General features: G+C 66.1%; 23 protein-coding genes and 1 pseudogene. 15 read left to right on the top strand and 9 right to left on the bottom strand.

Annotated elements, in window-relative coordinates; translation table 11 throughout:
• Positions 1 to 72: 72 nt before the first annotated feature.
• From ABD53_RS16755 to ABD53_RS02720, 5 genes and pseudogenes are all read left to right on the top strand, one after another.
• A pseudogene (locus ABD53_RS16755) lies at positions 73 to 1017 on the top strand (PIN domain-containing protein); the annotation flags it as partial.
• 136 nt (positions 1018 to 1153) lie between these two features.
• Positions 1154 to 2317 (top strand): DUF3179 domain-containing protein, encoded by a 1164-nt coding sequence (locus tag ABD53_RS02735; RefSeq protein ID WP_047864231.1) that lies wholly within the window; start codon positions 1154 to 1156, stop codon positions 2315 to 2317.
• A 49-nt stretch (positions 2318 to 2366) separates the two neighbouring features.
• Entirely contained in the window at positions 2367 to 2756 is a 390-nt protein-coding gene (locus tag ABD53_RS02730) for a hypothetical protein (RefSeq protein ID WP_047864230.1), read from the top strand.
• A gap of 9 nt (positions 2757 to 2765) precedes the next feature.
• On the top strand, positions 2766 to 3065 hold the full coding sequence (locus tag ABD53_RS02725) for a TlpA family protein disulfide reductase (protein WP_047864229.1): 300 nt from the start codon (positions 2766 to 2768) through the stop codon (positions 3063 to 3065).
• Positions 3062 to 3826 carry a cytochrome c biogenesis CcdA family protein gene (locus ABD53_RS02720; protein ID WP_053057599.1) on the top strand — a complete coding sequence of 255 codons (765 nt, stop codon included), beginning with the start codon at positions 3062 to 3064 and terminating at the stop codon, positions 3824 to 3826. Before ABD53_RS02725 ends, ABD53_RS02720 begins: the two co-directional genes overlap by 4 nt.
• 49 nt (positions 3827 to 3875) lie before the next feature.
• On the opposite strand, the gene ABD53_RS02715 is transcribed toward ABD53_RS02720, so the two are convergent.
• The gene (locus tag ABD53_RS02715) at positions 3876 to 6245 is read right to left on the bottom strand and encodes an FUSC family protein (RefSeq protein WP_152670541.1); all 2370 of its coding nucleotides are present in this window, start codon (positions 6243 to 6245) and stop codon (positions 3876 to 3878) included.
• Positions 6246 to 6502: 257 nt separating this feature from the next.
• Here ABD53_RS02715 and lipA point away from each other — a divergent pair, with 257 nt between their 5' ends.
• The 3 genes from lipA to ABD53_RS02700 all read left to right on the top strand — a co-directional run bounded on the left by lipA (position 6503) and on the right by ABD53_RS02700 (position 8532).
• Positions 6503 to 7399 (top strand): lipoyl synthase, encoded by an 897-nt coding sequence (gene lipA / locus ABD53_RS02710; protein ID WP_047864425.1) that lies wholly within the window; start codon positions 6503 to 6505, stop codon positions 7397 to 7399.
• Between the two features lie 8 nt (positions 7400 to 7407).
• Positions 7408 to 8091, top strand: coding sequence for a lipoyl(octanoyl) transferase LipB (gene lipB, locus ABD53_RS02705; RefSeq protein WP_047864227.1), 684 nt, complete (start codon positions 7408 to 7410; stop codon positions 8089 to 8091).
• Positions 8092 to 8175: 84 nt separating this feature from the next.
• A complete protein-coding gene (locus tag ABD53_RS02700; protein WP_047864226.1) occupies positions 8176 to 8532 on the top strand; it encodes a VOC family protein in 357 nt (118 codons plus the stop codon).
• Positions 8533 to 8659: 127 nt separating this feature from the next.
• Here the strand turns inward: ABD53_RS02700 and ABD53_RS02695 are convergent, their stop codons facing one another.
• Positions 8660 to 8917: a GlsB/YeaQ/YmgE family stress response membrane protein gene (locus ABD53_RS02695; protein WP_047864225.1), complete on the bottom strand. Its 258-nt coding sequence runs from the start codon at positions 8915 to 8917 to the stop codon at positions 8660 to 8662.
• A 242-nt stretch (positions 8918 to 9159) separates the two neighbouring features.
• On the opposite strand from ABD53_RS02695, the gene ABD53_RS02690 reads away from it, so the two are divergent.
• The 4 genes from ABD53_RS02690 to ABD53_RS02675 all read left to right on the top strand — a co-directional run bounded on the left by ABD53_RS02690 (position 9160) and on the right by ABD53_RS02675 (position 14137).
• Entirely contained in the window at positions 9160 to 12159 is a 3000-nt protein-coding gene (locus tag ABD53_RS02690; protein ID WP_152670540.1) for an ABC transporter permease, read from the top strand.
• A gap of 44 nt (positions 12160 to 12203) precedes the next feature.
• Positions 12204 to 12944 carry an ABC transporter ATP-binding protein gene (locus ABD53_RS02685; RefSeq protein WP_047864223.1) on the top strand — a complete coding sequence of 247 codons (741 nt, stop codon included), beginning with the start codon at positions 12204 to 12206 and terminating at the stop codon, positions 12942 to 12944.
• A gap of 171 nt (positions 12945 to 13115) precedes the next feature.
• Positions 13116 to 13808, top strand: a complete 693-nt coding sequence (locus ABD53_RS02680; RefSeq protein ID WP_047864424.1) for an AzlC family ABC transporter permease — start codon at positions 13116 to 13118, stop codon at positions 13806 to 13808.
• Entirely contained in the window at positions 13805 to 14137 is a 333-nt protein-coding gene (locus tag ABD53_RS02675) for an AzlD domain-containing protein (RefSeq protein WP_047864222.1), read from the top strand. The genes ABD53_RS02680 and ABD53_RS02675 overlap by 4 nt, the downstream gene beginning before the upstream one ends.
• A gap of 13 nt (positions 14138 to 14150) precedes the next feature.
• On the opposite strand, the gene ABD53_RS02670 is transcribed toward ABD53_RS02675, so the two are convergent.
• Positions 14151 to 15047 (bottom strand): DMT family transporter, encoded by an 897-nt coding sequence (locus ABD53_RS02670; RefSeq protein WP_047864221.1) that lies wholly within the window; start codon positions 15045 to 15047, stop codon positions 14151 to 14153.
• A gap of 111 nt (positions 15048 to 15158) precedes the next feature.
• Positions 15159 to 17903, bottom strand: coding sequence for a bifunctional acetate--CoA ligase family protein/GNAT family N-acetyltransferase (locus tag ABD53_RS02665; protein ID WP_047864220.1), 2745 nt, complete (start codon positions 17901 to 17903; stop codon positions 15159 to 15161).
• Positions 17904 to 18389: 486 nt separating this feature from the next.
• On the opposite strand from ABD53_RS02665, the gene ABD53_RS02660 reads away from it, so the two are divergent.
• Both ABD53_RS02660 and ABD53_RS02655 read left to right on the top strand, forming a co-directional pair.
• Positions 18390 to 19676: a VanW family protein gene (locus ABD53_RS02660; RefSeq protein WP_047864219.1), complete on the top strand. Its 1287-nt coding sequence runs from the start codon at positions 18390 to 18392 to the stop codon at positions 19674 to 19676.
• Between the two features lie 45 nt (positions 19677 to 19721).
• A complete protein-coding gene (locus ABD53_RS02655; protein ID WP_047864218.1) occupies positions 19722 to 20654 on the top strand; it encodes a nucleoside hydrolase in 933 nt (310 codons plus the stop codon).
• Between the two features lie 35 nt (positions 20655 to 20689).
• Here the strand turns inward: ABD53_RS02655 and ABD53_RS02650 are convergent, their stop codons facing one another.
• The 3 genes from ABD53_RS02650 to ABD53_RS02640 are packed head-to-tail and all read right to left on the bottom strand — an operon-like array spanning position 20690 to position 22517.
• Positions 20690 to 21523, bottom strand: coding sequence for a mechanosensitive ion channel family protein (locus ABD53_RS02650; protein ID WP_047864217.1), 834 nt, complete (start codon positions 21521 to 21523; stop codon positions 20690 to 20692).
• Positions 21524 to 21576: 53 nt separating this feature from the next.
• Complete coding sequence (locus ABD53_RS02645; protein WP_047864216.1) at positions 21577 to 21906, bottom strand: anti-sigma factor; 330 nt, start codon at positions 21904 to 21906, stop codon at positions 21577 to 21579.
• On the bottom strand, positions 21903 to 22517 hold the full coding sequence (locus ABD53_RS02640; protein ID WP_047864215.1) for an RNA polymerase sigma factor: 615 nt from the start codon (positions 22515 to 22517) through the stop codon (positions 21903 to 21905). Before ABD53_RS02640 ends, ABD53_RS02645 begins: the two co-directional genes overlap by 4 nt.
• A gap of 297 nt (positions 22518 to 22814) precedes the next feature.
• On the opposite strand from ABD53_RS02640, the gene ABD53_RS02635 reads away from it, so the two are divergent.
• Positions 22815 to 23141, top strand: a complete 327-nt coding sequence (locus ABD53_RS02635) for an STAS domain-containing protein (protein WP_160309605.1) — start codon at positions 22815 to 22817, stop codon at positions 23139 to 23141.
• A 117-nt stretch (positions 23142 to 23258) separates the two neighbouring features.
• Here the strand turns inward: ABD53_RS02635 and ABD53_RS02630 are convergent, their stop codons facing one another.
• Both ABD53_RS02630 and ABD53_RS02625 read right to left on the bottom strand, forming a co-directional pair.
• Positions 23259 to 24302, bottom strand: a complete 1044-nt coding sequence (locus ABD53_RS02630) for a class I fructose-bisphosphate aldolase (RefSeq protein WP_047864213.1) — start codon at positions 24300 to 24302, stop codon at positions 23259 to 23261.
• 162 nt (positions 24303 to 24464) lie between these two features.
• Positions 24465 to 24833 carry a hypothetical protein gene (locus ABD53_RS02625; protein ID WP_047864212.1) on the bottom strand — a complete coding sequence of 123 codons (369 nt, stop codon included), beginning with the start codon at positions 24831 to 24833 and terminating at the stop codon, positions 24465 to 24467.
• Positions 24834 to 24922 lie beyond the last annotated feature (89 nt).

Raw genomic sequence — 24922 nt, 5'->3', positions numbered from 1 at the left:
TTTTGTCCTTCTACCATCTCACTAAAGATGATCTAGAAGAGCTAGAATAAAGATGATCTAGAAGAGCTAGAAAAGCTCGAAGTACTCCTAGACAATGATGAGGTTACTCTTTGGTTGCCCGCGCAAGTACAAGACGAGCTTCTAAGGAATCGGGAATCCAAAATAAACGAAGGTCTTTCTCTACTTAGGAATCATGAGTTACCTAAATCGTACCCAGCAATGTGCAAGAACCTCGATGAATATGAGCGGCTTCGACAGTATGAGAAAGATTTCAAGAAAGAGCACAGTATTTTAGTTCAAAAGTTGGAAGAAGCCACTAGACATAAGACTCTCAAAGCTGATATTACAATAGAGCGTTTGTTGAAGAGAGCTCAAAATATTCCTAGCGAAAAAGGCCTACTAGACAGAGCAAGATTTCGACATGAAATTCGAAATCCTCCCGGAAAGAAGACTGACAGGCTAGGTGATGCAGTAAACTGGGAAACGTTATTAGATAAGGTTCCCGAGGGCGAAACGCTGTACTTTATCGGCGATGACGGTGACTATTACTCACCGATTGATAGGCAAGCATTTAACGAGTTCTTGTTAAAGGAATGGACATCCAGAAAAGGTTCGGACCTTGTACCCTATAGGAGCCTCTCTGAATTCTTTAAGGAGCACTTCCCGAATATCAAGCTCGCCGCAGAGCTCGAAAAAGAACTTCTCGTTCGAGACTTTACAGCGAGTTCAAGCTTCGGCCAAACTCACACTCTCATACGAAGGTTGGAAATATACACAGAATTCACCTCTGCTCAAGCCAACGATCTGGCGCAAGCCGCAATATATAATAGTCAGATCAGCTTCATACTTGAAGACTCAGACGTCAAAGCATTTCTGAAGCGCCTGATTGAGGCACATCCCGAGGATATTGGTCGACGAGAGCTTAAGCTTCTAAGGCGGCAGCTAAACATTGAAGATGACATAGAAGACGACTCTGAGGAGTATGAGGAGATGTATATGCCTTGGCCCAACAATTAGATAAGCTCATCAGTCTGGCGAAATGGAGGCTCTGAGACCGGAGCTGAAGGCCAACGAAATTGTCAGCAGAAGTCTCACAATGCCCCACGGTAGCAAACTCGCTATAAGCTCCCTACTGTAGAATACGGATGTGGGTATGCGTTTCAGGATCGGCTGGTTGTTCGTTCTCCCGCTCGTCTTGCTGCTCTTTGGTTGTGGATCTTCGGGAGACGAGGAGGCGGCCGGGGGGTCTTCCGACGGCGGCTCTACGGTTGAAGCTCCGGCCGGGGCGGAGGGGGAGTTCGAGACTGATTTCAGCGAGCATGACGTTTCGTACGAGGAGATCAGCTCCGGCGGGCCGCCGAAGGACGGCATACCGGCGATAGACGAGCCGGAGTTTGTCGGGGTGGATGAGGCTGGAGAGTGGCTCGCGCCGGAGGAGCCGGTGATCCTGGTCGAGTCCGGGGGCGAGGCTCGGGCGTATCCTTTGCAGGTCATCACGTGGCATGAGATCGTGAACGACCGCATTGGCGGCAGGCCCGTAACCGTTACGTTCTGCCCCTTGTGCAACACGGCGATCGCGTTCGAGGGCGAGCTGGATGGGCGTGAGCTGGACTTCGGGACGACGGGGCGGCTGCGGTTCTCCAACCTCATCATGTACGACCGCCAGACCGAGAGCTGGTGGCAGCAGGCCACGGGAGAGGCCATAGCCGGAGAGCTTACCGGTACGGAGCTTGAGACCATCCCGGCCCCTATCGTCTCCTGGGAGGATTTCCGCTCCTCGCATCCGGAGGGAAAGGTGCTTTCGCGGGAGACTGGATACAACAAAAACTACGGCGAGAATCCCTACGCCGGGTACGACGACGTGGACTCATCGCCGTTTATGTACGACGGGCCACGGACCCCCGGAGAGCTACCGCCGATGGCGCGGGTGATCACGGTCGACGCGGAGGAGCCCGTCGCCTATCCGTACGTGATCCTGAAGGAAGCCAGAGCCGTAAACGATAGTGTGGGCGAAGAGCCGGTAACCGTATTGTGGCAGAGAGGCACCGCCTCCGCGCTGGACAAGAGCGAGATAGACGCCGGGCGCGACGTGGGCTCGGCGGCCGTCTACTACAGGGAGCTGGATGGAGACACGCTGACGTTCCGATCCAAGAACGGCGACATCGTGGACGAGCAGACCGGCAGCGAGTGGAACGTGCTCGGGGAGGCCGTCGCCGGGGAGCTGCGGGGAGAGAGCCTAGAACAGGTGCAGAGCATAGATCACTTCTGGTTCTCCTGGGCGGCGTTCCGGCCCGATACGCGAGTCTACGAATCATAGGACGTTGGAGAGCAGCCGAGAGCGGTAGAGAGGAGATGATGAAGAGGTCGTGAAGAGGCTACCGATATTCGCGGCGCTACTGGCTATGATATTCCTGCTCGCCGCCTGTGGAGGGGGACAGTCCGGCCAAACTCCAGAGGCACCAGAGGCACCAGAGGCACCAGAGGCTTCAGAAGCTGGGCAGAGCCAGCCGGAACCGACCGCCGAAAAGAGTACGTCTGAGGGCTCTACACGGTCGGAACCCACCACGAGCAGCGCCCCTTCTAACAGCTCGGAGCCGGAGCAAGCGGACCGGCAAGATAGTCAAGATAGTCAAGATAGTCAAGAGAGCCAAGACAACCAGCAGGAGGGCTACGGCGTCACGACGCTGGACGGGGAGCGGGTCAGCATCGGTTCGGGAGACGACGTAACGGCGCTCTTTTTCATGGCCGGGTGGTGACCGCGTTGTATGGAGGAGGCTCGGACCTGGTCCGAGACCCTCCCGGCCTACGAGGATCGTGGGCTAGAGATGGTAATGGTCTCCATAGACCCGAACGAGACAGAGCAGTCAATAGAGACGTTCAACCAGCGGGCCGGGGTGACCGAGCCGCTGCCGACCGTCTTGGACGGCGGCGACGTTGCCCGGGAGTTCGGGGCGAGCGCGTTGGAGACGACCGTGATCCTGGACCAGAACGGCGAGGAAGTGTACCGGGACGTCACCATCACCGACGCCGCGACCATGAGACGAGAGCTAGATAGACTACTGTGAACGCCCTCCAGGAGCTCGCGACCCAGTGGCTCACGAGCCTGGGCGCATTATTGCCGCTCGGGTTCGCATTCGGGGCGGGGATAGTGTCCGCCGTCAACCCTTGCGGGTTCGCGATGCTCCCGGCCTACCTCTCGCTGTACCTCGGGAGTCAGGACGCCGGATTCGAGAAGCGTCCGGTGCTCGGACGGGCGTTGCGGGCCGTCCTGGTAGGGCTCGTGGTCTCTCTGGGTTTCGTGCTGCTCTTCGGAGCCGCCGGTCTGATCGTGTCCGCCGGGGGTGGCGTCATACTGGGCGCGATGCCCTGGATCGGGGTGGTCATAGGGGCTGCGCTTATCCTCATGGGGGTCTGGATGCTACTCGGAAAGAGCCTCTATGCTGGTGCCTTCGAGCGTCTCGCGGAGCGGGTGGGGGACCCGAAGTCCATGAACGTCCGGGGCTTCTTCCTGTTCGGCCTCGCCTACGGTCTGGCCTCTCTGAGCTGTACGCTGCCGGTATTCCTCGCTGTGATGGGCAGCAGCCTCGCAGCCGGGGGCTTCGCCGCGAGCGCGGGGCAGTTCGCGGGCTACGGCCTGGGGATGACCTCGGTGCTCGTCGCGCTCACGCTGGCGCTGGCGCTGTTCAAGGGCGGCGTGGTGTCGCGGCTGCGGGGCGTCACGCCCTACGTGCAGCCGATCTCCGCCCTGCTCCTGTTACTCGCCGGCGGATACATAATCTATTACTGGTGGCCGGTGCTGGCGGGCGGCGCGGGCCCCCTCGGTTAGCTGTAGGCAGGGTCGGCGCTTACGCCGCGGGGTTCTCCCGGTCTGGCGGTTAGCGTGTGGGACCCGGGAAGCTCGCCCGGCTTTTCTTTCTGCCGCCTCCGACTGTGGGTGCGGCGGAGAGCTCGCCGAGGGTGCGGTTGATACGCCGCAGGTAATGCAGCGCGTCGAGCGGGCTCGTCCCCGTGTGCCCGTCATCCGGGTGTCCTTTTACTCGCTGGTCTTGCATGAGGCGGTTCTCCAGCTGCTGCATGAGGCCCTCTACGTCCCGGATGTCGCACTCCTCGCCCTGGGAGATCGCCCGCCGCAGGGAGCCGATGTTGGCCGAGATCCTATCCCCGGCCTCGCGTAGCAGCGCGCTCTGGTCGGTTCCCCCGTCCAGGCGTTGGCTGCGGCCTATCGGGCCGGCCAGATGACGGGCGTAGTAGTCCAGGGCCAGCAGGCCGGTCATCCAGTGGTTGAGCGCGGTGCGGGAGCGCCCGAAAACCCCGGCCTGCCGGCGGGTCGTGGCGGCGTTGCGGGTCACAGCCCCGATCTTGCCCTCCACCTCGCGGGCCTGCTCTACCGGGTGCCGGTCCGGCTCGCCGCCCGAGAGACGTTTTATCTGATCCCCGACGTAGTCCTGCAGGGAATCCAGAAAGTCGGCGGTGAGGCCCCTGAACTCGTCGGAGGGTCTGGTGGGAAAGACCAGCGCGGCGACCGCGAGCCCTATAGCGCTCCCGAGCAGCGTGTCGAAGAACCTGAGGGCCAGGATTCCGCCCTCGCCCAGCCGGCCAATAATGTCGAAGGCGAGCGCCAGCAGGACCGTGATCCAGAACATCATCAAGGTCTGCGAGAGGGAGAAAAGGTAGAAGGCGAGAAAGATGCAGGCCACGATCAGGGCCCCCTCCAGATACCGATCCCCGGAGACGAGGCCCGCCAGCAAGAACCCGGCGACCGCGCCGGCCAGCGTGCCGACCGTACGCTGTACGCCCCGGCTCAGGGTGTCGCCAAGCGTCCCGGAGCCCACGAACACGATGAAGGCGACGATCACGACCCAGTATGGTCGGCTGGAGGAGAATACCTCCCCGGCCGCGAGTGCGAGGCCGACGGCCACGGTTGCCTGGATACCCTGGATCGTGGTCGGCCGCAGCCTGCCGGCTATGCCGCTCCGGCGAGGCTCCCGCTCCTCCCCGGCTCCATCTCGCCCGTCTTCCTGCTCTTCCTCTCCTTCCGGTTCTTCCTTTGTATCCTCTTCGCCGCTCTCCGGGGCCTCTACGGAGGCAGGGCCCCTCTCCTCCTCTTCTCCGGCTCCCTCGGAGAGCTGGCGGATTGCGGCGTCCGCGCGGCGCACCTGGAAGGACCAGTGGGCGTCCCGGTCCTGTGTGGCGGCCTCCGCCCTGGCGGATTCGAGATCCCGCAGCGCCTGCGGGGCCTCGCGGGATCCGGTCCCCTCCAGCCGTAGCGTGGCGCACAGCTCGTACAGGGCGCGTAGCAGAGGGTCCCGGACCTCCTGCGGGAAGGTGTTCTCGTTATCCCCGGAGCCGGCGTCGCTCCAGACCGCGTCGTTCCACACTATCTCCCAGAGCGTGTGCGTGGACATCTCCGTGTCGAAGAGGTAGAGGCGCAGCTGGTCGGACTCCTCGCGGGATACCTCCGACTCCTCGGCCAGGAGCTGGCCCTCGGCGGCGGCGGCTCGCTCGCGCAGGCGGCCGGACTCGCGCCGGAGCCGTTTGTCGCGGTCTCCGTCGTGCCGGCGGTCGGATAGCGTCCGGGTGATCGCTTCGAGGGTGATCCCGAGCTGTACGTCGAAGGCGGCGAGGCTCTGGCGGAGGACGCTGCGGGGGTTGTCCGGGAGCAGGTAGAACCGGACCCCGTACACGCAGACCAAGCCGACCGCTATCGCGGCGAATATCCAGGGTAGCTGGCCGTCCGGTAAGCCCAGGAGCGAAGAGATGATGGCCGAGACGAAAAACGGTATCGCCGCCATGAAGCCTATCGCTACCCAGCGCGGGCCGAAGCGCCGCAGGTAGAAGGCGGAGAAGACCACGACCGACAGCGCCAGCCACTGCGCCCACAGCGCGGAGGACAAGATGGCGGCCGCCGCCACCGAGGCCGAGGCCGGGAAGAACAGCAGCAGGGTCGTGACCTTGCGCTCCCGAATCGTGGCATCCCGTACGGCGTTCGTCGCCATGAGCGCCACGACCGCGCCGAAGAGCGGGGAGAGGGCGAAGCCGCCGGCGAGCACTACCACCAGGAGGTAGGAGACGAGGGCCGCCGCCACCGTCGAGAGCGTAACCCGGGACGCGGTGCGCAGGCGCTGAAGGCCCGGGTCCGAGGCCAGCGCCAGGTCCACGAGCCGCCGCAGCCGCGCCCGCAGCCGTGAAGCCGGGGACCTTAGTGACCGTCGTCCGGGGTCCGCTTTCCGGGTCGTCTGGGTCATGCTCGGATCATGCTGTTTGGGTCATGCTCTCCGGTAGCCTCTCCGCGCTCGGGTGGGCCGCCCGGCAATAACAAACACGGTGACCGGCCTCTGAGATAGTATATAGTCCTGGGGAACCCGAAAAGAGGAGAGCCGTGGTTAAGAGGAGGAAGGTAGATCTCAACGTCCTCGATGACGGTACCAAGACCTTTCAGATAAGGCATCGCTGGGAGGATAGGCCCGTCGAGGCCCCGCCCGACGGCACGCCGACGGAGTACCTGGCGTTCAAGCAGGAGAAGGGCAAGCACGGGCGTCCCTCATGGCTAAAGGCCCGCGCACCGGAGGGCGAGGGGTACCGCGAGATCAAGGAGACCATGCGTGGTCTCTCGCTGCACACGGTGTGCGAGGAGGCCCAGTGCCCGAACATCGGCGAGTGCTGGAACAATCGCACGGCGACGTTCATGATCCTGGGCAACGTCTGTACCCGTAGCTGCGGCTTCTGCGCCGTACAGACCGGAAAACCCCCCGAGCTCGACTACGGCGAGCCCCGACGCGTGGCAAACGCCGCGATGCAGATGGACCTCCAGCACGTGGTAATAACCAGCGTGAACCGCGACGAGCTGGCCGACGGCGGATCGGGCATCTTCGCCGACACGATACGCCAGATCCACGACCGCAACCCGGGCTGCGCCGTGGAGGTGCTCACCCCCGACTTCAAGGGCAACCGCGAGGCCATACAGACGGTCATAGACGCCCGGCCCGAGACCTTCAACCACAACATCGAGACGGTGCCTAGGCTGTACCCGGCAGTGAGGCCGCAGGCGAAGTACGAACGGACGCTCGAGGTGTTGCGCTACGCCAAGGAACTGAACCCGGACGGGCTCACGAAGAGCGGCATCATGGTCGGGCTTGGTGAGGTCGAGGAGGAGATCAAGCAGACCATGCGCGACCTGCGCGAGCACGACGTGGACATCCTGACCATCGGCCAGTACCTGCGGCCTTCCGAGAACCACCTGCCGATGTCCCGCTACTACGAGCCACGCGAGTTCGCCCTACTCCGCCGCTACGGGCTGGACGAGCTCGGGTTCAAGCACGTCGAGAGCGGGCCGCTGGTTCGCAGCTCCTACCACGCCCACGAGCAGACCGCGGGCGCCCGTCAGGGCGTCGGCGTCTAGGGCGGTTCATGCAGGTACAAGGGGCCGCCCGGGACAGCGGCTCCGTCGAGGTCCGACGTCTGCCGGGTCTGATGGACTACGCCGGGTGCTGGGAGCTACAGAAGGAGATGGTCCGCCAGCGCAAGAGGGAAGAGATCGGGGACACCCTGCTACTGGTCGAGCACCCGCCCGTATACACCCTCGGACGCTCGGCGAAGGATGACTCCAACCTCGGCGTGGGAGAGGATTACCTGCGCTCGCTGGGGGCGGAGGTCTTCAGGATAGACCGGGGCGGGGACGTAACGTTTCACGGTCCGGGTCAGATCGTGGGCTATCCTATACTTCGCCTCAAGAGCCGCGACACGCACCGTTATCTGCGGGACCTCGAAGAAGTGCTAATAGAGGTGCTCGCGGAGTACGGGCTCGAAGGCTGGCATCACCCGGAGTACACCGGGGTGTGGGTCGGGGAGCGTAAGATCGCGGCCATCGGGGTAAAGTTCTCGTCGGGCTGGATCACGTCCCACGGCTTCGCGCTGAACGTGGGCACGGACCTCGCCTGGTTCGACCGGGTTACTCCTTGTGGTATCCGAGAGTTCGGCGTGACCAGCCTTGCTCGGGAGCTCGGCGCGGAGGGCGCGGAGGTGCAGCAGGAAGAGGTGGAGCAGAGAATCGTCGGGCGCTTCATGGAGCGCTTCGCGGGGCGTTCCGGCTAGTATGGCTCGTAGGTTGTAAAGTAGGCTCGCCGTACTCGCCGTAAACACGGTAGACACAGTAAGCATCGTAATAGGAGGAAAGACTTGATACAGGGTGTATCCAACATCTGGATGCCGGTCGAGGACATAGACCGGGCCGTGGACTTCTACCAGAACAAGCTGAACCTGCCGATGGTCAAGCAGGACGGGAACTGGGCCGAGTTCGAGGCCGATGGACTCAGGATCGGGCTGAACGGCCGCGAGCCGCAAGGCGCGCGCATCGGTGGTGGTCCCGTGCTCACCTTCAACCCCGACGAGGGCCTGGAGTCCGCCGTGGACAAGTTCTCGAATCAGGGCATAGACTTCGCCGCCGGGATCTCCGAGCATCCCTGGGGCCGGGTCGCCACCTTCCAGGACTCCGAGGGCAACGACCTCCAGCTCTACGAGCCGCCGCGCAGCTAAAGCACGCAAGGCGACAGGCCCCGGAGGAGGGGTACGGAGCACCAACGCAGTGTAGATAGAGTATAGAAGAGGCCCCGGCGATTTGTTCCGGGGCCTCTTCTATTACGTGCGGGAAGTTGTCCCGGCGCTACGAGCGCCCGATTATGAGGCGGTAGATGCCGAGTATGATCAGGGCCCCGATTATGGCCACGATCAGGCTCCCGACGCTGAACTGCATGTAGCTGGAGCCGCCCAGGAAGGTCGAGTACAGGAACCCGCCCAAAAAAGCGCCCACGATGCCGATCAACATGGTGACTATGCAGCCACCCGGGTCGTCGCCCGGCATTATGAGCTTTGCGAGAGCGCCCGCGATCAGGCCGAAGATTATCCAGGTTAGTATTCCCAACTCGCCTCCCGTACTTTTCTTGCTCAAGGGTCTCTACTACGTCACCCTACTTACCGCATTCTAGCGTCTCTCAATCCTAACGGCCGTTTGGCGGCCGTTACCAGAGGCGTGTGAGAGCGCACGCAACCTCCCGGCAACTACGGCGTAGTATCTGTCTACGGTCTGGTGATCTTCCGGACCGCCTCAATGACCCGGTGACCGGCTGGAGGTAGCCTCTGCAACCCCTGGAGATAGCGCTTCTCGTGGCAGCAGGACTCGTGATCCTGCTCGTCGGCCTGTCCATGCTACGCCAGCCCGCGCTCAGACGGATCGGTATAAGAAATTTCTCCCGCCGGCGGTGGAACGCGGCCCTCGTCGTCGTGGGCTCGATGGTCGGCACCGCGCTAATCTCCGGCTCGCTGGTTTTGAACGACAGCACGGGCCGCTTCCAGGAGACCGAGGCCCGCGAGCGGCTCGGCGAGATAGACGAGGTCGTGCAGCAGTCGGGTCAGCGGCTACCGGGCGACCGGCGTCCCGCACCACTCTTCGGGGAAGATGTGATCTCCAGCATCTCACCGGAGAGCGTCCGCCAGGCCGTCGACGACTCTGAAGACCCGGAGGCCGCCGAGGTGGATGGTGTACTCCCCGCGCTGGTCGAGGAGCTGCCGGTCGAGGCTAAGGGCACTGACGAGGCCAGCCCGGCGGCGACGGTTGTCGGGGTGGGGTGGGAGGAACTCGGGGAGTTCGGCTCCGCGTCTCCCGGCGTCGCCTCCCGACCCGCGCCGGAGGAGGGAGAGGCGTACGTCTCGTCCGGGCTCGCCGGGTCGCTCGGAGTAGAAGAGGGAGACACGCTCGTGGTTGGCGGGCGGGAGAGCGAGCAGGAGGTGGAGGTCGCGGCCGTCGTGCCCGAGCGCGGCATCTCGGGCTACCGGGCGCAGTTCTCAAGCTCCGACGGGACGCTGCTCGTCTCCGGGTCCGATGCGCGGGCGCTGCTGGACGCGAGCGGGGACGAGGCGAACACGGTCTTCGTCAGTAACGAGGGGGGTGTGATCTCGGGTCTCGAAGGCTCCGGCGCGGTCGCGGGCGCGTTGCGCGGAATACTCTCCGATTCCGGCCCGGAGGATACTCAGTTCCAGGTCACTGAGTCCAAGCAGGAGACCATAGAGCAGGGCGGGTTCCAGATCGGGGATATATTCCTCATGATCAGCTCCTTCGCCATCCTGGCCGGGATACTGCTCATAGTGAACATCTACGTGATGCTGGCCGAGGAGCGCAAGGGCGAGCTCGGCATCCTGCGGGCCGTCGCCTTAAAACGCGCCGGGCTCGTGCGGGTCTTTACCTACGAGGGCTTCGCCTACAGCCTCATAGCCTCCGTCGTCGGGGCGATCGCCGGTCTCGGGATCGCGGCCCTACTGGTGCAGGGCATCAACCGGGCGGGATCCAACTTCGAGGACCTCCTCGGCCAGGACCTCTCCATCCCCTTCTACTTCGAGCCCGCCACGCCGTTCATAGCGGCCTCCGCCGGTCTTCTAATAACCTTCTTCGCCGTCTTCGGGACGAGCCTGCGCGTGAGCAACCTGAACATCGTGGCTGCCATACGGAGCCTCCCGGAGGAACGCTCCCGGGGCAGGCGCGGCAGACTCCTTATACAGCTCGCGCTGCTCGCGGCTGGCCTGGCCACGACAGTCTGGGGCTTCTCGGTCCAGAGCGGGTACGCGATGCTCGTCGGGCCGGTGATCGCGGTGGCCGGGCTCGGCTTCCTGCTGGGTTCTTCGCCGTTGCCGCCGCGTCCGGTGTGGAGCGTGGTGGGGGGCGGGGTGCTCCTCTACGCATACTTCGCGAACGAGCTGGAGGCTGTCACCCGGGCGAACGAGACTGAGCCCGCCATGTTCTTCATAAGCGGGGTGTGCATGGTGATCGGGGCCGTCGTGCTCGTGACCTTCAACCTGGGTGTGATCTACTCCGTCCTCGGGCTCGTGGCCCGCGTCGTGTCGCCGCTCGCCCCGATCCTGCGCATCGCCGTCGCCCACCCGGCATCGAGCCGCGCCCGCACCGGGTTTACCCTGGCGATGTTCGCGCTCGTGGTGTACGTGGTGACCCTGAGCGCCGTGTTCTCCGAGACCCAGAGCCGGGCGACCGAGTCCCAGCGTGACTCCCAGCTATCGGGCTACGACGGCGGCGTACAGTCCGGCCCGCTCGGCGGGATCGAGGACTTCGGGGGCCAGGTCGAGAACAACTCCACCCTGGACGGCGCAATCGCGGGCACCGCCCGCATCTCCGCAACCCTGGTAACCTTGCCCGAGTACGACGCCGAAGAGTACCAGACCGAGTTCGGTCCCTCGACCGGCCAGCCGACCCCCGGTGCGGGCGTCTCGGAGTACCTGACCTTCGTGCCCGACGAGTTTCTCCGTAACACCACCGACGAGCTATCCAGCCGCGCCCCGCGCTTCGAGACCGACCGCGAGGCGTGGCGGGCGCTCTCCGAGAACCCGGACCTCGTGATGCTCACCTTCCCCTACGACGGCTCGGGAGACTTCCAGGCCCGCCCGGAGCTCGGTGCGGGGGATGAGATCACGCTCCAGGACCCCGTCACCGGCGAGGAGACCACCAAGACCGTCGCCGGGCGCATAGAGAGCCCGCCGAGCGGGTTCTCCCTCGGCGTCATAAACGGCGTCATAGCCAGCCGTGAGGTGGCGGACCAGTTCGAGGGTCCGGCCACCCAGGAGACGTACCTACTCCGGCTCTCCGACGGCGCGACCCTGGACGGGGTGACGGATGCTCTGGAGAACCAGTTCGCCGACGAGGGGGCACAGACGTTCCTGGTGGACGATTTGCTCGGGCGCGGGCAGGCGTTTCTGGACACGTTTATCCGCATCGTGCAGGCGTTTCTGGCCTTCGGCCTGATCGTGGGCGTCGCCGGGCTCGCGGTGGTCAGCGCCCGCGCGGTACACGAGCGCCGCCGCGACATCGGCACGCTGCGGGCGGTCGGGTTCAAGCGCCGCACGGTCGGCTGGCAGTTCGTGGTCGAGAACTCGCTGGTCTCGCTCGTCGGGCTAGTGATCGGGATGGCGGTCGGCGCGCTCGGCGGCTACAACCTGTTCGAGTTCGTCATAGACGACCCGAACGTGGAGTACGTCTTCCCCTGGGTCCAGATGGCGTTTATCGGGGGCGGGATCTGGCTAGCCTCGCTGGTCGCGACCATAGTCCCGGCCTTCCGCGCCTCCCGGGTGCCGCCGGTCGAGGCGCTCAGGTATCAGGGGTAATAGGTAATGAGCGGTAGTATCGGAGAGAGGCGTGAGGAGAGCTCTTGAGTGACTCGGACAACGGTAAAAACGGTATCCAGAACTCGGTCGAGGCCCGGGAGGTCTCCAAGACCTACCGCATAGAGGAGATGACCGTCCGGGCCCTGGATGGGGTATCTCTGGAGGTGGAGCGCGGCGGCCTCGTGGCCGTGATGGGGCCGTCGGGCTGCGGCAAGACGACGCTACTCAACACGCTCTCGGGCCTGGACTCCATAGACTCGGGCGAGGTGTTTATCGGCGGCGAGCCGTTGCACGAGATGCGCGACTCCCGGCGCACCGAGTACCGGGCGCGGCACATGGGCTTTATCTTCCAGGGCTACAACCTGATGCCCGTCCTCTCCGCCGTCGAGAATGTCGAGCTGCCGCTTCTGGTCTCCGGCGTGAAGCCCACAGCGGCCCGCAAGCGGGCGCTGGAGTCGCTGGCGGAGGTTAGCCTGACCGACCGGGCCCAGAACCGCCCCAACCAGCTCTCCGGCGGCCAGCAGCAGCGGGTCGCCATCGCCCGGGCGCTCGTGAACGAGCCCGACATCGTGTGGGCCGACGAGCCGACCGGGAACCTGGACTCCGAGACCTCCCGAGAGGTCCTGGATCTCATCCAGCGCCTCAACCAGGACAACGGCCAGACCTTCGTAATCGTGACCCACGACCCCGGCGTCGGCGCCCTGGCGGACTACATAATCCAGATGCGCGACGGCAGGATAGTCGGCGTCGGGGAGGACCCCGAGGCGGCGATCAAGGGCGCGTAGCCCCACGATGTTCCCGAGACGACCGCCACGAACGGGGCGGCGGCGAGCCGGAAGCTCCCGGTTGCACTAGAATCCGCCCCCATGTCCGAGAGAAGAGCATCCGGTGAGCGTAGAAAGCCTCCCGTGGCCAGCGGGGAGTTCTGGGCCGAGGCTCTGAGGGGGCTCAGGGCCATGCTGCCGGTCATGGCGGGGATGGCGCCTTTCGCCCTGATCGCCGGCGCCGCCCCGATCCAGGAGGGTGTCTCTGCGGCGGGCACGATAGGGCTGTCGGTGGTCGTCTTCGCCGGTGCCGCGCAGCTCGCCGCCGCCCAGCTTATCGGCTCCGGGGCCGCGCCCGTGCTGGTGGTGCTTACCGTCGCGGTCATAAACCTCCGGTTCGTGATGTACAGCGCCTCCCTGGCCCCGTACCTCGGGAGCCCGCCGGCGCGCTGGAAGGCGCTGGTCTCTTATCTGCTGACGGATCAGGCGTATGCCGTGGCGGTGACCCGCTTCTCCAGCCCGGAGGCGAGGGAGGCCGAAGGGAATGAAAGGGCCGCCACGGGGGTCGCCGGGCGCAGGGTCGGCTATTTCGTCGGCGCGGCTCTCCCGCTGTGGGCGGTGTGGCAGGTCGGCACCGTCGCCGGGGTGATACTGGGCGCAAGGGTGCCGGAGGCTCTGGAGCTCGACTTCGCTATTCCGCTCGTGTTCCTCGCCCTGCTGTTCCCCGCGCTGACCGACCGCGCGAGCGTGGTCGCGGCACTCGGGGCCGGGACGGTCGCCCTGCTCGGGGCCGGGCTGCCGCTGAACCTGGGTCTGATCGCCGCGATCCTCGCCGGAATCCTGGCCGGTCTGGCCTGGCCTTTTCCCGGTAGGGGCGGACGATGAGCGGCCCGACGCTGTGGCTGGTGATCCTCGCCGCCGGGATCATAACGTTCTCGCTCAGGAGTTCCTTCATCGCGCTCGCGGGAAAGGTCGAGCTCGGGACGCTCCCGAGGCGCGCCCTGAGGCTGCTCCCGGCGGCCGCCCTGTGCGCGCTGGTTACCCCGGCGATCTTCTACCAGCAGGGCACGCTCGACCTTTCCCTGGGCAACGAGCGTCTGCTGGCCGGGGCGGTCGCCGCGCTGGTCGCCTGGCGCACCAGGAGCCCCCTGCTCACGGTGGCCTGTGGCATGGCGGCGCTGTACCTGTTCCGGTATCTCACCGGCCTGCTCTGAACATCGCCCTGAGTCATTCCTCCCGGGAGGCGGCGAACAGCCCGCCCAGGAGTAGCGTCGCGCCGACCAACGCGACGGGCGGCAGCCGCTCTCCCAGCAGCAAGAATCCGAGCGCGCCGGCGGTGAGCGGCTCGGCGAGCGAGAGCGTCGCGGCGGTTGCGACCGGCAGTCCCGAGAGGCCCCTGGCGAAGAGCAGATAGGCCACGGCCGTCGCGATCAGACCCAGGTGCAGCGCCGCGGCCACGCCGGAGGGCTCCACGAGCCAGCCGAGGTCCACGAAGAACAACGCCGGTACCAGCAGCGCGCCCCCGAGCCCGAAGGCGGCGGCCATGACCGAGGACTGCGGCACGCCGCGGTCCAGGAGCACCTTGCTTGCCGTGGCGTAGGAGCCGTAGCAGAGCCCGGCGCCCAGTGCGCACAGCACCCCCGTCACAGATACCTCTACCGGACCGCCGGAGCCCAACAAGAGCCCGCAGCCCGCCACTGCCAGAACGGTCGCCACCGCCCACAGTCCTCCGGGACGCTCTCCGAGTGCCGCGAAGCCGACGAGCCCGGCCATGACCGGTGCGCTGCCGATTGCGACCACCGTCCCGACGGAGACCCCGGAGAGGGCGACCCCGGCGAAGAACAGCGGCTGATACAGCGCGACGCCCAGCGCGGCGGCGGCTACCGCCCCGGGGGCCCACGCGGCGCCTGCCTTGACCGGTGACCCGCCGCGCGAGAGGAGCCCGCCGAGCAGCGCGAAGGTCACCAGCGCGGCCCCGCCTATCAGCACCCTCACCGCGCCGACCGCCACCGGGTTTGCACCGGCGGGCGCGAGCGCCTGGGCGGTCCCGGTGGTGCCCCACAGAGAGGCCGCCGCGACCACGAGCAGGGCGTACGCCGGACGCTGCGGGGGGCTAACGGCCATCGGGCCTACGGCCGGGCACTCCGGGAGCTGGCTTTATGTGGACGGCCGGCGGCATTGCCGGGGATCATAGCCCGACGGGAGCCGGGACGCTGGCTACGCCGGCTACGTCGGCTACGCCGCCGGCTGTAACAGGTCGAGCTCCGCCTTGAAGACGCCTTCCTCGGTGTCGCGGCGGAGCTTGAAGCCCACCTTGCGGGAGATGCCCTGCATGGCGCGGTTGTCGTACAGGATCTCGGCGGTTATCTTCTTCAGGCCTTCTTCCCGCCCGACCTCCAGCAGCCGCTCCAAAAGGAGCGTGCCGAGGCCCCGGCGCTGGAAGGCGTCGCTGATGAGGATGGAGTACTCGGCCTCCTCCGGGGAGCCGCCCTGCCGTGAGAGACGGCCCACGCCCATGATCTCGCGCTCCCCAGTTTCGGGGTTGCGGCGCTCGGCCACCAGCGCCATCTCGCGGTCGTAGTCTATAAAGCAGATGCGGGTCAGGCGGTCGTGGGCCGTGCGCTGGTCGAGGTTCATCATGTGGAAGTAGCGCATGTAGATGCTGCGCTCCGAGAGCGACTCGTGGAACTTGACCATCAGCGGCTCGTCTTCGGGCCGGATCGGGCGCACCGTCGCGCGCTCTCCGTCCGCCAGCTCCACCTCCTGCACGTACTGCACCGGATAAGGGCGTACCGCGGGCTTTGGCAGGTTCTCTTCTTCCGCGTCGGGCTCGTGTAATACCACCCGGGCGTCCAGAGCCAGGAGCCCTTCACCCGAGGCGAGCAGCGGGTTTATGTCTATCTCCTTTATCCGGGGCTGCTCGACGACGAGCTGCGAGAAGCGCACCAGCAGCCCTTCGAGTGCGGCCTCGTCCACCGGCTCCTGGCCGCGCACGCCCTTCAGGGCCTCGCTGATGCGGGTGCCCTCCATCATGCGGCGGGCGAGGGTGGTGTTGAGCGGCGGCAGGGCCAGCGCCCGGTCGCGGTACACCTCCACCAGCGAGCCGCCGCTTCCGAAGAGCACGACGGGCCCGAACTGCGGGTCGAGGCTTGAGCCCAGGATCAGCTCGTAGCCCCGGGTCGAGACCATGGGCTGCACGGTGACGCCGTCGAAGCCGTCCTCGGTAACGGCGCCGCGTATCCGCTCGAAGGCGGCGCTCACGGCTCCGGCGTCGGCGAGGTTCAGCTCCACGCCGCCGACGTCGGTCTTGTGGGTGATCGTCTCCGAGTGCAGCTTCAGCACCACCGGATAGCCCATCCTCCCGGCCTGCTCGACGGCCTCGTCGGCGCTCGTGGCTACGCGGGTCTCGGTGGTCGGGATGCTGTAGGAGCCCAGCAGGCTCTTGGACTCGGCCTCGGTAAGCAGCGTGCGGCCCGCGTCCCGGGCGTCATCGATCATGCGCCGGGCCATCTCGCGGCCCACGTCCTCCTCGACGGCGAGTGAGGGTGTCTCGTAGATACCGCGCAGGTTGTAGGTGTAGCGCCACATGTTGTCGAAGGCGCGGGCGGCGGTGTCCGGGTAGTCGAAGGTCGGGATGCCGGCCTGGTTCAGTATCTCCTTGCCCTCGGCGACGTTTGGGCCGCCCATCCAGCTCGCGATCACGGGCTTTTTAGAGGAGCGGGCGTAGGGGGCGAGCTTTTCGGCGGTCCCGGTGGGGTCGGTCATGTCCTGGGGCGTCAGGATTACGAGCATCCCGTCGCTGTCCGGGTCGTCCGAGGCGGTCTCCAGAGCCTGGGCGTAGCGGTCGGGGTTTGCGTCCCCGAGCACGTCTATGGGGTTGCCGTGGCTCCAGGGGGCCGGGAGGAAGCCGTTTAGCTCCTCCATCGTGCCGTCGGAGATGCGGGCAAGCTCGCCGCCGCCCTCGACCAGCGCGTCCGTAGCCAGAACGCCGGGGCCGCCGGCGTTCGTGAGTACCGTGAGCCGCGGACCCTTGGGGCGCGGCTGCTTGGAGAGCACCTCTGCCATGTCGAAGAGCTCGGAGATGGACTCCACCCGCAACACGCCGCTGCGGCGGAAGGCGGCGTCGAGCACCTCGTCAGAGCCCGCGAGCGCGCCGGTATGGGAGGCGGCGGCCTCTCCGGCGGCCTCGGTGCGGCCGGCCTTTATAACTATGATCGGCTTGGTGAGGGCGACCTCGCGGGCGGCGGAGAGGAACGATCGGGCGTCCTGTATGGACTCCATGTACACGACGATGGATTTGGTCTTCGGGTCGTCGCCGAGGTAGTAGATTAGATCTCCCCAGCCAACGTCCATCATCGAGCCGACGCTGACGAACGCCGAGAACCCGACGTTCTCCGCGAAGCTGCGGTCCAAAATGGAGGTCAGGAGTGCCCCGCTCTGGCTGAGCACGCCGACGCTGCCGGGGTTCGCCATCGCCCCGGCGAAGGTCGCGTTCATGCCCAGGATGGGGTTCATCAGGCCGAGGCAGTTCGGCCCCACGACGCGCATGTCGCCGCGCCGGGCCTCTTGCATGACCCGGCGCTCTAGCTCCGCGCCCTCCTCGCCGACCTCGCGGAACCCGGCGGAGATGACGATTGCGCCGGATACCCCGGCGTCGACGCACTCGGAGATGATGCCGGGCACGCTCGGGGCGGGGGAGACTATTACGGCGAGGTCCACCCGCTCGGGCACCTCGCCGATGCTCGGGTAGGCCCGGATGCCCATCACGTTCTGCCGCTTGGGGTTTACGGGATACACCGTGCCGCCGAAGGGGTTCGAGATCAGATTCCACATCAGCGTCCGCCCGACGCTGCCCTCGCGCTCTGAAGCCCCGATCACGGCGACCGTCTCGGGCTTGAAGATGGCGTCGAGCGGCTGCCGCTCGTAGCCGAGTACGTCGTGCGCCGGGTCGGTGTTCTTGGAACCTCTGGTCTGTACCATCAAACTCTCCTGTAAATACTCCTGTCGAGAGCCCCGGCCCGGTGGCCGCGCCGGAGATTCCCGTGTTGCCTCGGGCAGGCTCTGCGCCCAACTATATTCATAACACACATAATGGGGTTTCGGGTGTAATGATCTACACTACAGAGGGGCTGGAGAGGGCGGCATGGGGAGGTTTCGGGGAGTTCTGGGGAGGCACTGGAGAGGCATTTTGCGGCGATCGTGCGGATGTGCGGCGTCGGCTGCTCTGGCAGACTCGCCGGGTCGGTTTTAATATGTGTCTCTGTAGAGAGCGCAAAGAGGGAACGCGCGGGGCCGGGCCTACCTTGACCGGTGCTCCGTGGTCCGTTCCCCGGGAGGCACATCATCGAAGAGCGAGGCTGAGTGTCCTATAGAGGCAAAGATACGTCCCGAATGAAAAAGGCCCGCTGGGGGGATCTGCTCCGGCGGTATTCAGGGACCTCGGGATTCCGGCGGCGGAGGCGGATAATGGGGCTGGTGCTGCTCGCGCTGCTGCTCGTGCTGATCATGCTGGTGGCGCTCGGGTTCGCCGGGAACGACGGGGGTATCAGGCGCGGCGTCGAGGTCGGGGGCGTGGACGTGGGCGGCATGAGCAAGGCCGAGGCCCGCGAGGCGCTACAGAGCAAGGCCTCCGAGAACCTCGGGCGGATAAGCCTTAAGGGCCCGGACGGCGGGGACGCCGGGGTGGTCTCTGCAGAGGACCTCGGGGTAAACCTCGACGCCGGAAAGAGCGTCGAGAAAGCCTACGCCGTCGGCCGTGACGGTGGGTTTCTGGAGCGTAACTTCCAGGCCTTGCGGGGCTCCTCCGCCGGGGTCTCGATACCGGCGGTCGTCTCCTACGACCGGGGAGCCGCGGAGGAGGCCATCTCCGGCTTCTCTAGCGAGGTGTCCCAGCAACCGGAGGACGCCAGCTACGACACCTCGGGCTCGGGCGAGATGGAGGTGCTGGAAGGCCAGGAGGGTCAGGAGCTAGCCCCCCGGCAGACGCTCGAGAACCTGGACGAGGCGTTGCCGGAGCTCGAAGGGCAGGTAACGCTCGCCACGAAGAGCGTCGCGCCGGACGAGACCGCCTCGGAGCTCGAAGGCCGGGCCCCGGACACGAAGCTCGGGGAGTTCGAGACGGACTACCGTTACTCCGACTCGGAGGCCCGCAAGAAGAACCTCGAGATCTCGTCGGGCGCCGTGAACGGTACGGTTCTGGAGCCTGGCGAGGTGTTCTCCATGAACGATCACATCGCGGGCCTCGACTACAAAAAGGCTAAGGTGTTCGCCGACGGCGGGGAGACCTCGGCCCTCGGAGGCGGGCTGTGCCAGGTCACCTCGACCGTGTACATGGCCGCGCAGCACGCCGGGCTGGACATCGTGGAGCGTAACGCCCACTACACGGTGCTGCCGTACATAAGGCCCGGCTTCGACGCGACGGTGTGGTTCGGCGGGGCCGGCATCCCGGAGCTCGACATGAAGTTCGAGAACACCACGGACTCGAACATCTTGATCCGGGAGTACATAACGGACAAGGGCATCCTGAAGGCCGAGATCTGGGGCCAGCCTAACGGCAAAGAAGTGGAGATGCGCTCGGAGCAGGACTTCAAGGACACGGACCGTGGGATCAAGTGGAGCACCTACAAGACGGTCAAGGAAGACGGTGAGGTGCTCCGCGAGGGCCTGCTGTATGAGGACCTGTACAGCTACCCGCCGCCAGAGGCGAGCACCAAGGGCTACAACGATGTCCGTGTCGGCGGCTGGTCCGAGTAACAGCCCCCGGTACGGTCCCCGGGCGGGCCGCTCCGGCGTAGACGCGTGACGCCCCCGGTAATAATAGACGCCGACCCCGGCAGGGATGACGCGGTGGCGCTCATGCTCGCCTGTGGCGCGGGCCAGAAGAGCATCGAGGTGCGGGCGGTGACCACCGTCGCCGGCAATGTCCCGGTAGACAAGACCACCCGCAACGCCCTCAGGGTGCTGGCCCTGATCGGGCGTTCTGATATACCCGTCGCCGCCGGGGCTGCGGGGCCGCTGTGCCGGAGCCTGGTGACCGCGGAGCACGTCCACGGCGAGAGCGGTCTGGAGGTATCCGGCGGCCTCGAGATGCCGGAGCCGGTCTCCGGGGCCGCTCCTGAAGACGCGGTTGCCCTGATGGAGGAGGTTATAGAGGCTTCCCCGGAGCCCGTGACCCTGATCCCCATAGGGCCGCTCACCAACGTCGCGGCCCTCGTACGGCGGAATCCGGGGTTGGGGGAGAAGGTACGGCGGGTGATCCTGATGGGCGGGAGCGTCGGGCCCGGGAACACGACGGCCGCCGCGGAGTTCAACGTCTACGTGGACCCGGAGGCCGCGGCCGTCGTCTTTGGCAGCGGGCTCCCGATCACGATGGTCGGCCTGGATGTTACCCGCCGGGCGCTCGTCGGGGAGGAGCATCTGCGGCGGCTGCGCTCGCTGGGAGACGTCGGGGCCGTGGCGGCGGACCTGCTCGTCGAGCCGGAGTGGAGCCCGAAGAGCGGCGAGCCGAGCCCGGTACACGACGCCGTCGCGGTTGCGGCGGCCATCGAGCCCGGCGTGCTCACCACGCGCCCGATGCGGGTAGAGGTGGAGTGCGCCGGGGAGCATACTACCGGCGAGACCGTCTGTGACGTGGACGGCGTATCCGGTAAGCCCCCGAACGCGGACGTCGCCGTGGACCTCGACGCCGATAGGATCATGGAGCTCCTGCTGGAGTCGGTCGGCAGGCTCTAGGCGTTATCTGCTACCCGGGCCGGTTCCCGGATGATCTATCCTTCGCGGCTCCCTTCTCGACCTTCCCGCTCGTCCTCGGGGGCGCGCTTGCGGACCACGCTCTCAAGGAGCATGCGGTTCGGAAGGCGGTAGAGGTAGCCGTCCTCCGAGCGCAGGGTAACCGAGGAGTGGCCCAGCTCATAGATCGCGCCCTCCACGCCTTCGACCCGGATCTCGTCGCCCACCGACAGGTCCTCCTGCACGTAGCGTCCGGCGGCTATGTTGCCCGAGAGCGGGACGAGGCCCGGCCCGAGGGCCAGCGCGGTGGTGAGTCCCAGGGAGGCGAGGACGACCGCCGCTATCAGGAGCAAGATCGCGGTGTCGAGCCCTAGCTGACCGGCGGCCAGAAGCCCCGCGACCGCCAGCACCGAGACGAACACGCCCCGGCGGAAAAGCTCCTGTCCCCGTAGACCGGCGCGGCCCGCCTGCCGGGATACGAGCTCCGAGAGCCAGCCCGCGGTCATGGCACCGGCTATGAGGATTGCTATCGCTATCAGTATCTCCCCCGAGAGGCTGACGAGCCGGTCCATGGTCTGCTGCAGGGAGGGGATACCGAGCATGCTCACGGCCCCCGCCGCCCCGGCCAGGACGACTCCCCAGAACGCCGCTACCGAGAGCAGCCGGGACGGTCCGCCGCCGTAGCCCAGGCGCCACAGCGAGCCCGAGGCCCCCGTGCGCTCGGCCAGGTCGTCGAGGCCGGCGCGTTCGAGGAGCCGCAGCAGGAGATTCTGCAACAGCCGGGCCCCGAGCAGGGCGACGGCTAGCACCACCACGGCCCCCAGCATTCGGGGCAGGAGATCGCCGGACAGACTCCCGATGTTATTCGTCAAAACCATCCTCCTCGGTAACCACTGGTAGTTCCCGTTAGCTTCTGTTAGCTCTCTTATCCGTTGCCGCGCAGGCCGAGATAGTAGATGAGCGCCGACGCGTACGACCTCCCGAGGCCGCCCAGGAGGGCCTCCGCTTGCCGGAAGAAGGCGGAGACGTAGGCGCGGCGGATGGCGTGGCTCATAACCTCCTCCGGCGCCCCCGGCGCCTCCTGTCCGATCACGGACAGCAGCGTCAGCATCCGCACGTATGCCTGGGCCAGCTCCTGATGATCCGTGCTCCCGGTGATGAGCCGCTCCACCTCACGGGCCTCCGCGCCTTCGAGCTCTCCGGCGGCGTAGGCCCCGATCATCTCCAGCGCCTCCCAGCGCTCTTCGGGGATCATGATTCACCCCCTCGTCCGTTCGCGAACCCGCTCTGGGTTCCATCGGTCGCGCCGTCTCCGCCGTTCTGGGAGAGCATCACGAACATGGCCGTCCGCCCCCGCGAGACCCAGCCCTTGGCCGTGCCCTCCGGCACCTCCAGAACGTCCGAGATCTCGGCGTAGCTCAGCCCCTCCAGATGACGCAGCACGAGCGCGGCCCGGTGATCCGGGCGCAGCTCCTGGAGGTACCGGATCGCCTCTTCCTGACGCTCCCGGCCGAGCGCGGCGGCTTCGGGGTCGCCCGCGCCGTCCGGATCCTGCAGGTGGGAGAGGATCTCGCGGTGCTCCTCCTCGCGCTCGGTACGGCCCCGCTCACGCCGCAGTTCCGAGAGGCAGGTGTTGACCGTGACCTTGTACAGCCAGGTGCTGAAGGCGCTATCCGCCCGGAAGTCCTCGAGGGCCTTCCACACCCGCACCCAGACCTCCTGGCTGGCGTCCTTCGCCGTCTCGGGCCCCAGGATGCGCAGCGCCACCCGGTACACCAAGTCCGAGTGCTGGCGTACCAGCTGGGTGAACGCCTCGACGTTGCCCCGGGAGGCGCGGTGTATCAGGCCGTACTCCTCCACGCTCATCCGGGGGAGCCGTCGGGGCCGGTTCTCCGGCTCTCCGTGTTGTGAGAAGCGCCGTTCACCAGCGCAAAATAACAGAAGTCGCGTCTTTTGGAGCAGCCCGACACGCTCGACGGGGGCGGCTGGATCACCCCGCAGCGGGCTCGGAGGAGGAAATTTGAGAAAAATTTCCCCCGAAACCGCCATAGCCTGTAACCCGAAGGGCCCGGAACTCGTCTTAGAGAGTGGCAGGAGAAATAACGGCAAACATCGGTACCGAAAGCCCTAGGGGGACGCGTCATGCCTTTGTATGAGATCAACTTGAGCCAGAGAGGCGGCGTGCGGGTGATCGAGCTCTACGGCGAGTTCGACATCGACAGCCTGCGTGATCTGTCCGACGTGCTCCGGCGGGAAGCGGCAAGCGGCCGCGCCGTGTCGGTAGACCTCTCCGGGGTTGCCTTCGCCGACGTCCGCACGATGCGCGAGCTCTCCGAGGCCCTCCTTTCGTATCCCAGGCTCTCGCTCTGCTCCCCGTCCTGGCAGGTGATGGCTAGCGTCCACTCCTGCGGGCTCGAGGACCGCATGAGCTTCGAGCCCGCCGTCTCCGGTGCCTCCGGTATTACCGGTATCACCCGCAAGGCCTCCTGAGCGGAGACCCCGCCTACCGCGGACGTTAAAGGGGCGGCCGGAAGGCCGCCCCTTTAACCCGGATTCAACCCGGCTGCGCCGGGAGCATTTACCCCGCGTAGCCCGTCCTACGTTGCCCTACGCGGCGCTCTCTTCCAGGTTCTCGTCGTACTCTCCGGCGTGGGCGAGGCTGTTCATCTTCGCCCGGTGCAGGAAGATACGCTGGGCCTCGGAGGCGTTCGAGTCGTCGCCCTTCCAGGTCCGCATCGGCAGGTCCTGCAGGGCGCGGGCGTAGGAGAAGGTAACCTCCCACGGCAGGCCGCCCATCTCCGCCGCCTGACGGTTCATCGAGTCGAGGTGCGCCGTCGCCTCGCGGTCGGACTGTCCGCCCGAGAGGAACGCGATGCCCGGCACCGCCGCCGGCACCGTGCGCAAGAGGCACTCCAGCGTGTAGCGGGCCACGGTGTCCACGTCGGCGCGGTTAGAGGCGTCCTTGCCCGAGATCACCATGTTCGGCTTGAGGATCAGGCCACGCGGCTCGACGTTCTGCTTGTGGATCTCGTCGAAGGTCGAGTGGAGCGTGGCGAGGGTTGCCTCGTAGCAGTCGTCTATGGAGTGGGTGCCGTCTATCAGCACCTCGGGCTCCACTATGGGGACCATCCCGGCCTCCTGCACGAGCGCGGCGTAGCGGGCCAGGACGTGGGCGTTGGCGTCTATGCAGCGCCGGGTGGGGATGCCGTCGTCTATGGTGATGACGGCGCGCCACTTGGTGAAGCGGGCGCCCATATCGACGTACTCGGCCAGGCGCTCGCGCAGCCCGTCCAGACCCTCGGTCAGCTTCTCACCGGGGGAGAGAGCCATGTCCTTCGCGCCCTGATCCACCTTGATGCCGGGCAGGACGCCCTGCTCCTCCAGGACCTTCGCAAACGGGCGACCGTCGGAGGACTTCTGACGAATGGTCTCGTCGAACATGATCACACCCGACAGGTAATTCCCGACGCCGTCTGCGGTAAACAGCATCTCGCGGTACGCCCGGCGGTTGTCCTCGGAGTCCTCGATGCCGACGGCGGTGAACCGCTTGTTTATGGTGCCGTAGCTCTCGTCGGCGGCGAGTATGCCCTTCCTGGGCGCGACCATCTCCCGGGCCGTGCCTTCTAGCCGGCTCACGTCCTTCGCTTCCATGCTTACTCCTCTCTTTTTATAGGTCTCTATAGGTCTCACAGGGTGGCCGTTCCGGACGACCTCTAAGGGCCAAAGATACCAGAGGCCGCACCCCGTGTCGCCCGGATTCCGGCAAACTCCGGCCTATACGACGCGTGGAGGGGACACGGCCCCAGCGGCCGGTTAGCCGGCGTCTGAGATGGAGGATCCCTCACGGTCCAGGAGCCCGGCGAGGCTTTCGAGCCTGTCGGGGACGTTACCGGCGCCGGCGCCGGCGAGGTCGCCGGAGGCCACCTCGCGGGTCTGCCCGGCCAGGGTCCGCATCATGCGCCCGATCGCCGGGCCGTCGAGCGGGTCCATCGAGAGCTGGGTCTCGAGCGCGGCCAGGTTGTCCGAGATGGGGATCAGCTGCTGCTCGCCGGAGTCCTGGAGCGTCTGCCGCCACCCTGCGACCTCCCCGCGCGCCTTGTCCAGCGCCACCTGCATCGCGCCCTCTTTGAGGGCCGAGATCGTGGACTCTATCCTGCCGGTCGTCGCGCCGTTCTCCGTCACTTCTTACCTCCGCTAGCTCGCGTATACGGTGTATAACGTCGTGTGTACGGGCGGAGGGTTACCCGCCGCCCGGGGCCACGGAAACCAGT

It is taken from the genome of Rubrobacter aplysinae (genome assembly GCF_001029505.1).
Taxonomy (GTDB): Bacteria; Actinomycetota; Rubrobacteria; order Rubrobacterales; family Rubrobacteraceae; genus Rubrobacter_A; species Rubrobacter_A aplysinae.
This window is presented reverse-complemented; position numbering and strand designations above follow the sequence as displayed.

Excerpts from the sequence above, each read along its gene's own strand:
- ABD53_RS02640 (WP_047864215.1), bottom strand. The coding sequence starts at position 22,517 with ATGAGCGTGGAGGAGTACGGCCTGATACACCGCGCCTCCCGGGGCAAC.
- ABD53_RS02725 (WP_047864229.1), top strand. The coding sequence starts at position 2,766 with ATGGAGGAGGCTCGGACCTGGTCCGAGACCCTCCCGGCCTACGAGGAT.
- ABD53_RS02645 (WP_047864216.1), bottom strand. The coding sequence starts at position 21,906 with ATGATCCCCGAAGAGCGCTGGGAGGCGCTGGAGATGATCGGGGCCTAC.
- ABD53_RS02675 (WP_047864222.1), top strand. The coding sequence starts at position 13,805 with ATGAGCGGCCCGACGCTGTGGCTGGTGATCCTCGCCGCCGGGATCATA.
- ABD53_RS02630 (WP_047864213.1), bottom strand. The coding sequence starts at position 24,302 with ATGGAAGCGAAGGACGTGAGCCGGCTAGAAGGCACGGCCCGGGAGATG.
- ABD53_RS02665 (WP_047864220.1), bottom strand. The coding sequence starts at position 17,903 with ATGGTACAGACCAGAGGTTCCAAGAACACCGACCCGGCGCACGACGTA.
- ABD53_RS02680 (WP_047864424.1), top strand. The coding sequence starts at position 13,116 with ATGCTGCCGGTCATGGCGGGGATGGCGCCTTTCGCCCTGATCGCCGGC.
- lipB (WP_047864227.1), top strand. The coding sequence starts at position 7,408 with ATGCAGGTACAAGGGGCCGCCCGGGACAGCGGCTCCGTCGAGGTCCGA.
- ABD53_RS02715 (WP_152670541.1), bottom strand. The coding sequence starts at position 6,245 with ATGACCCAGACGACCCGGAAAGCGGACCCCGGACGACGGTCACTAAGG.
- ABD53_RS02660 (WP_047864219.1), top strand. The coding sequence starts at position 18,390 with ATGGGGCTGGTGCTGCTCGCGCTGCTGCTCGTGCTGATCATGCTGGTG.
- ABD53_RS02670 (WP_047864221.1), bottom strand. The coding sequence starts at position 15,047 with ATGGCCGTTAGCCCCCCGCAGCGTCCGGCGTACGCCCTGCTCGTGGTC.
- ABD53_RS02735 (WP_047864231.1), top strand. The coding sequence starts at position 1,154 with ATGCGTTTCAGGATCGGCTGGTTGTTCGTTCTCCCGCTCGTCTTGCTG.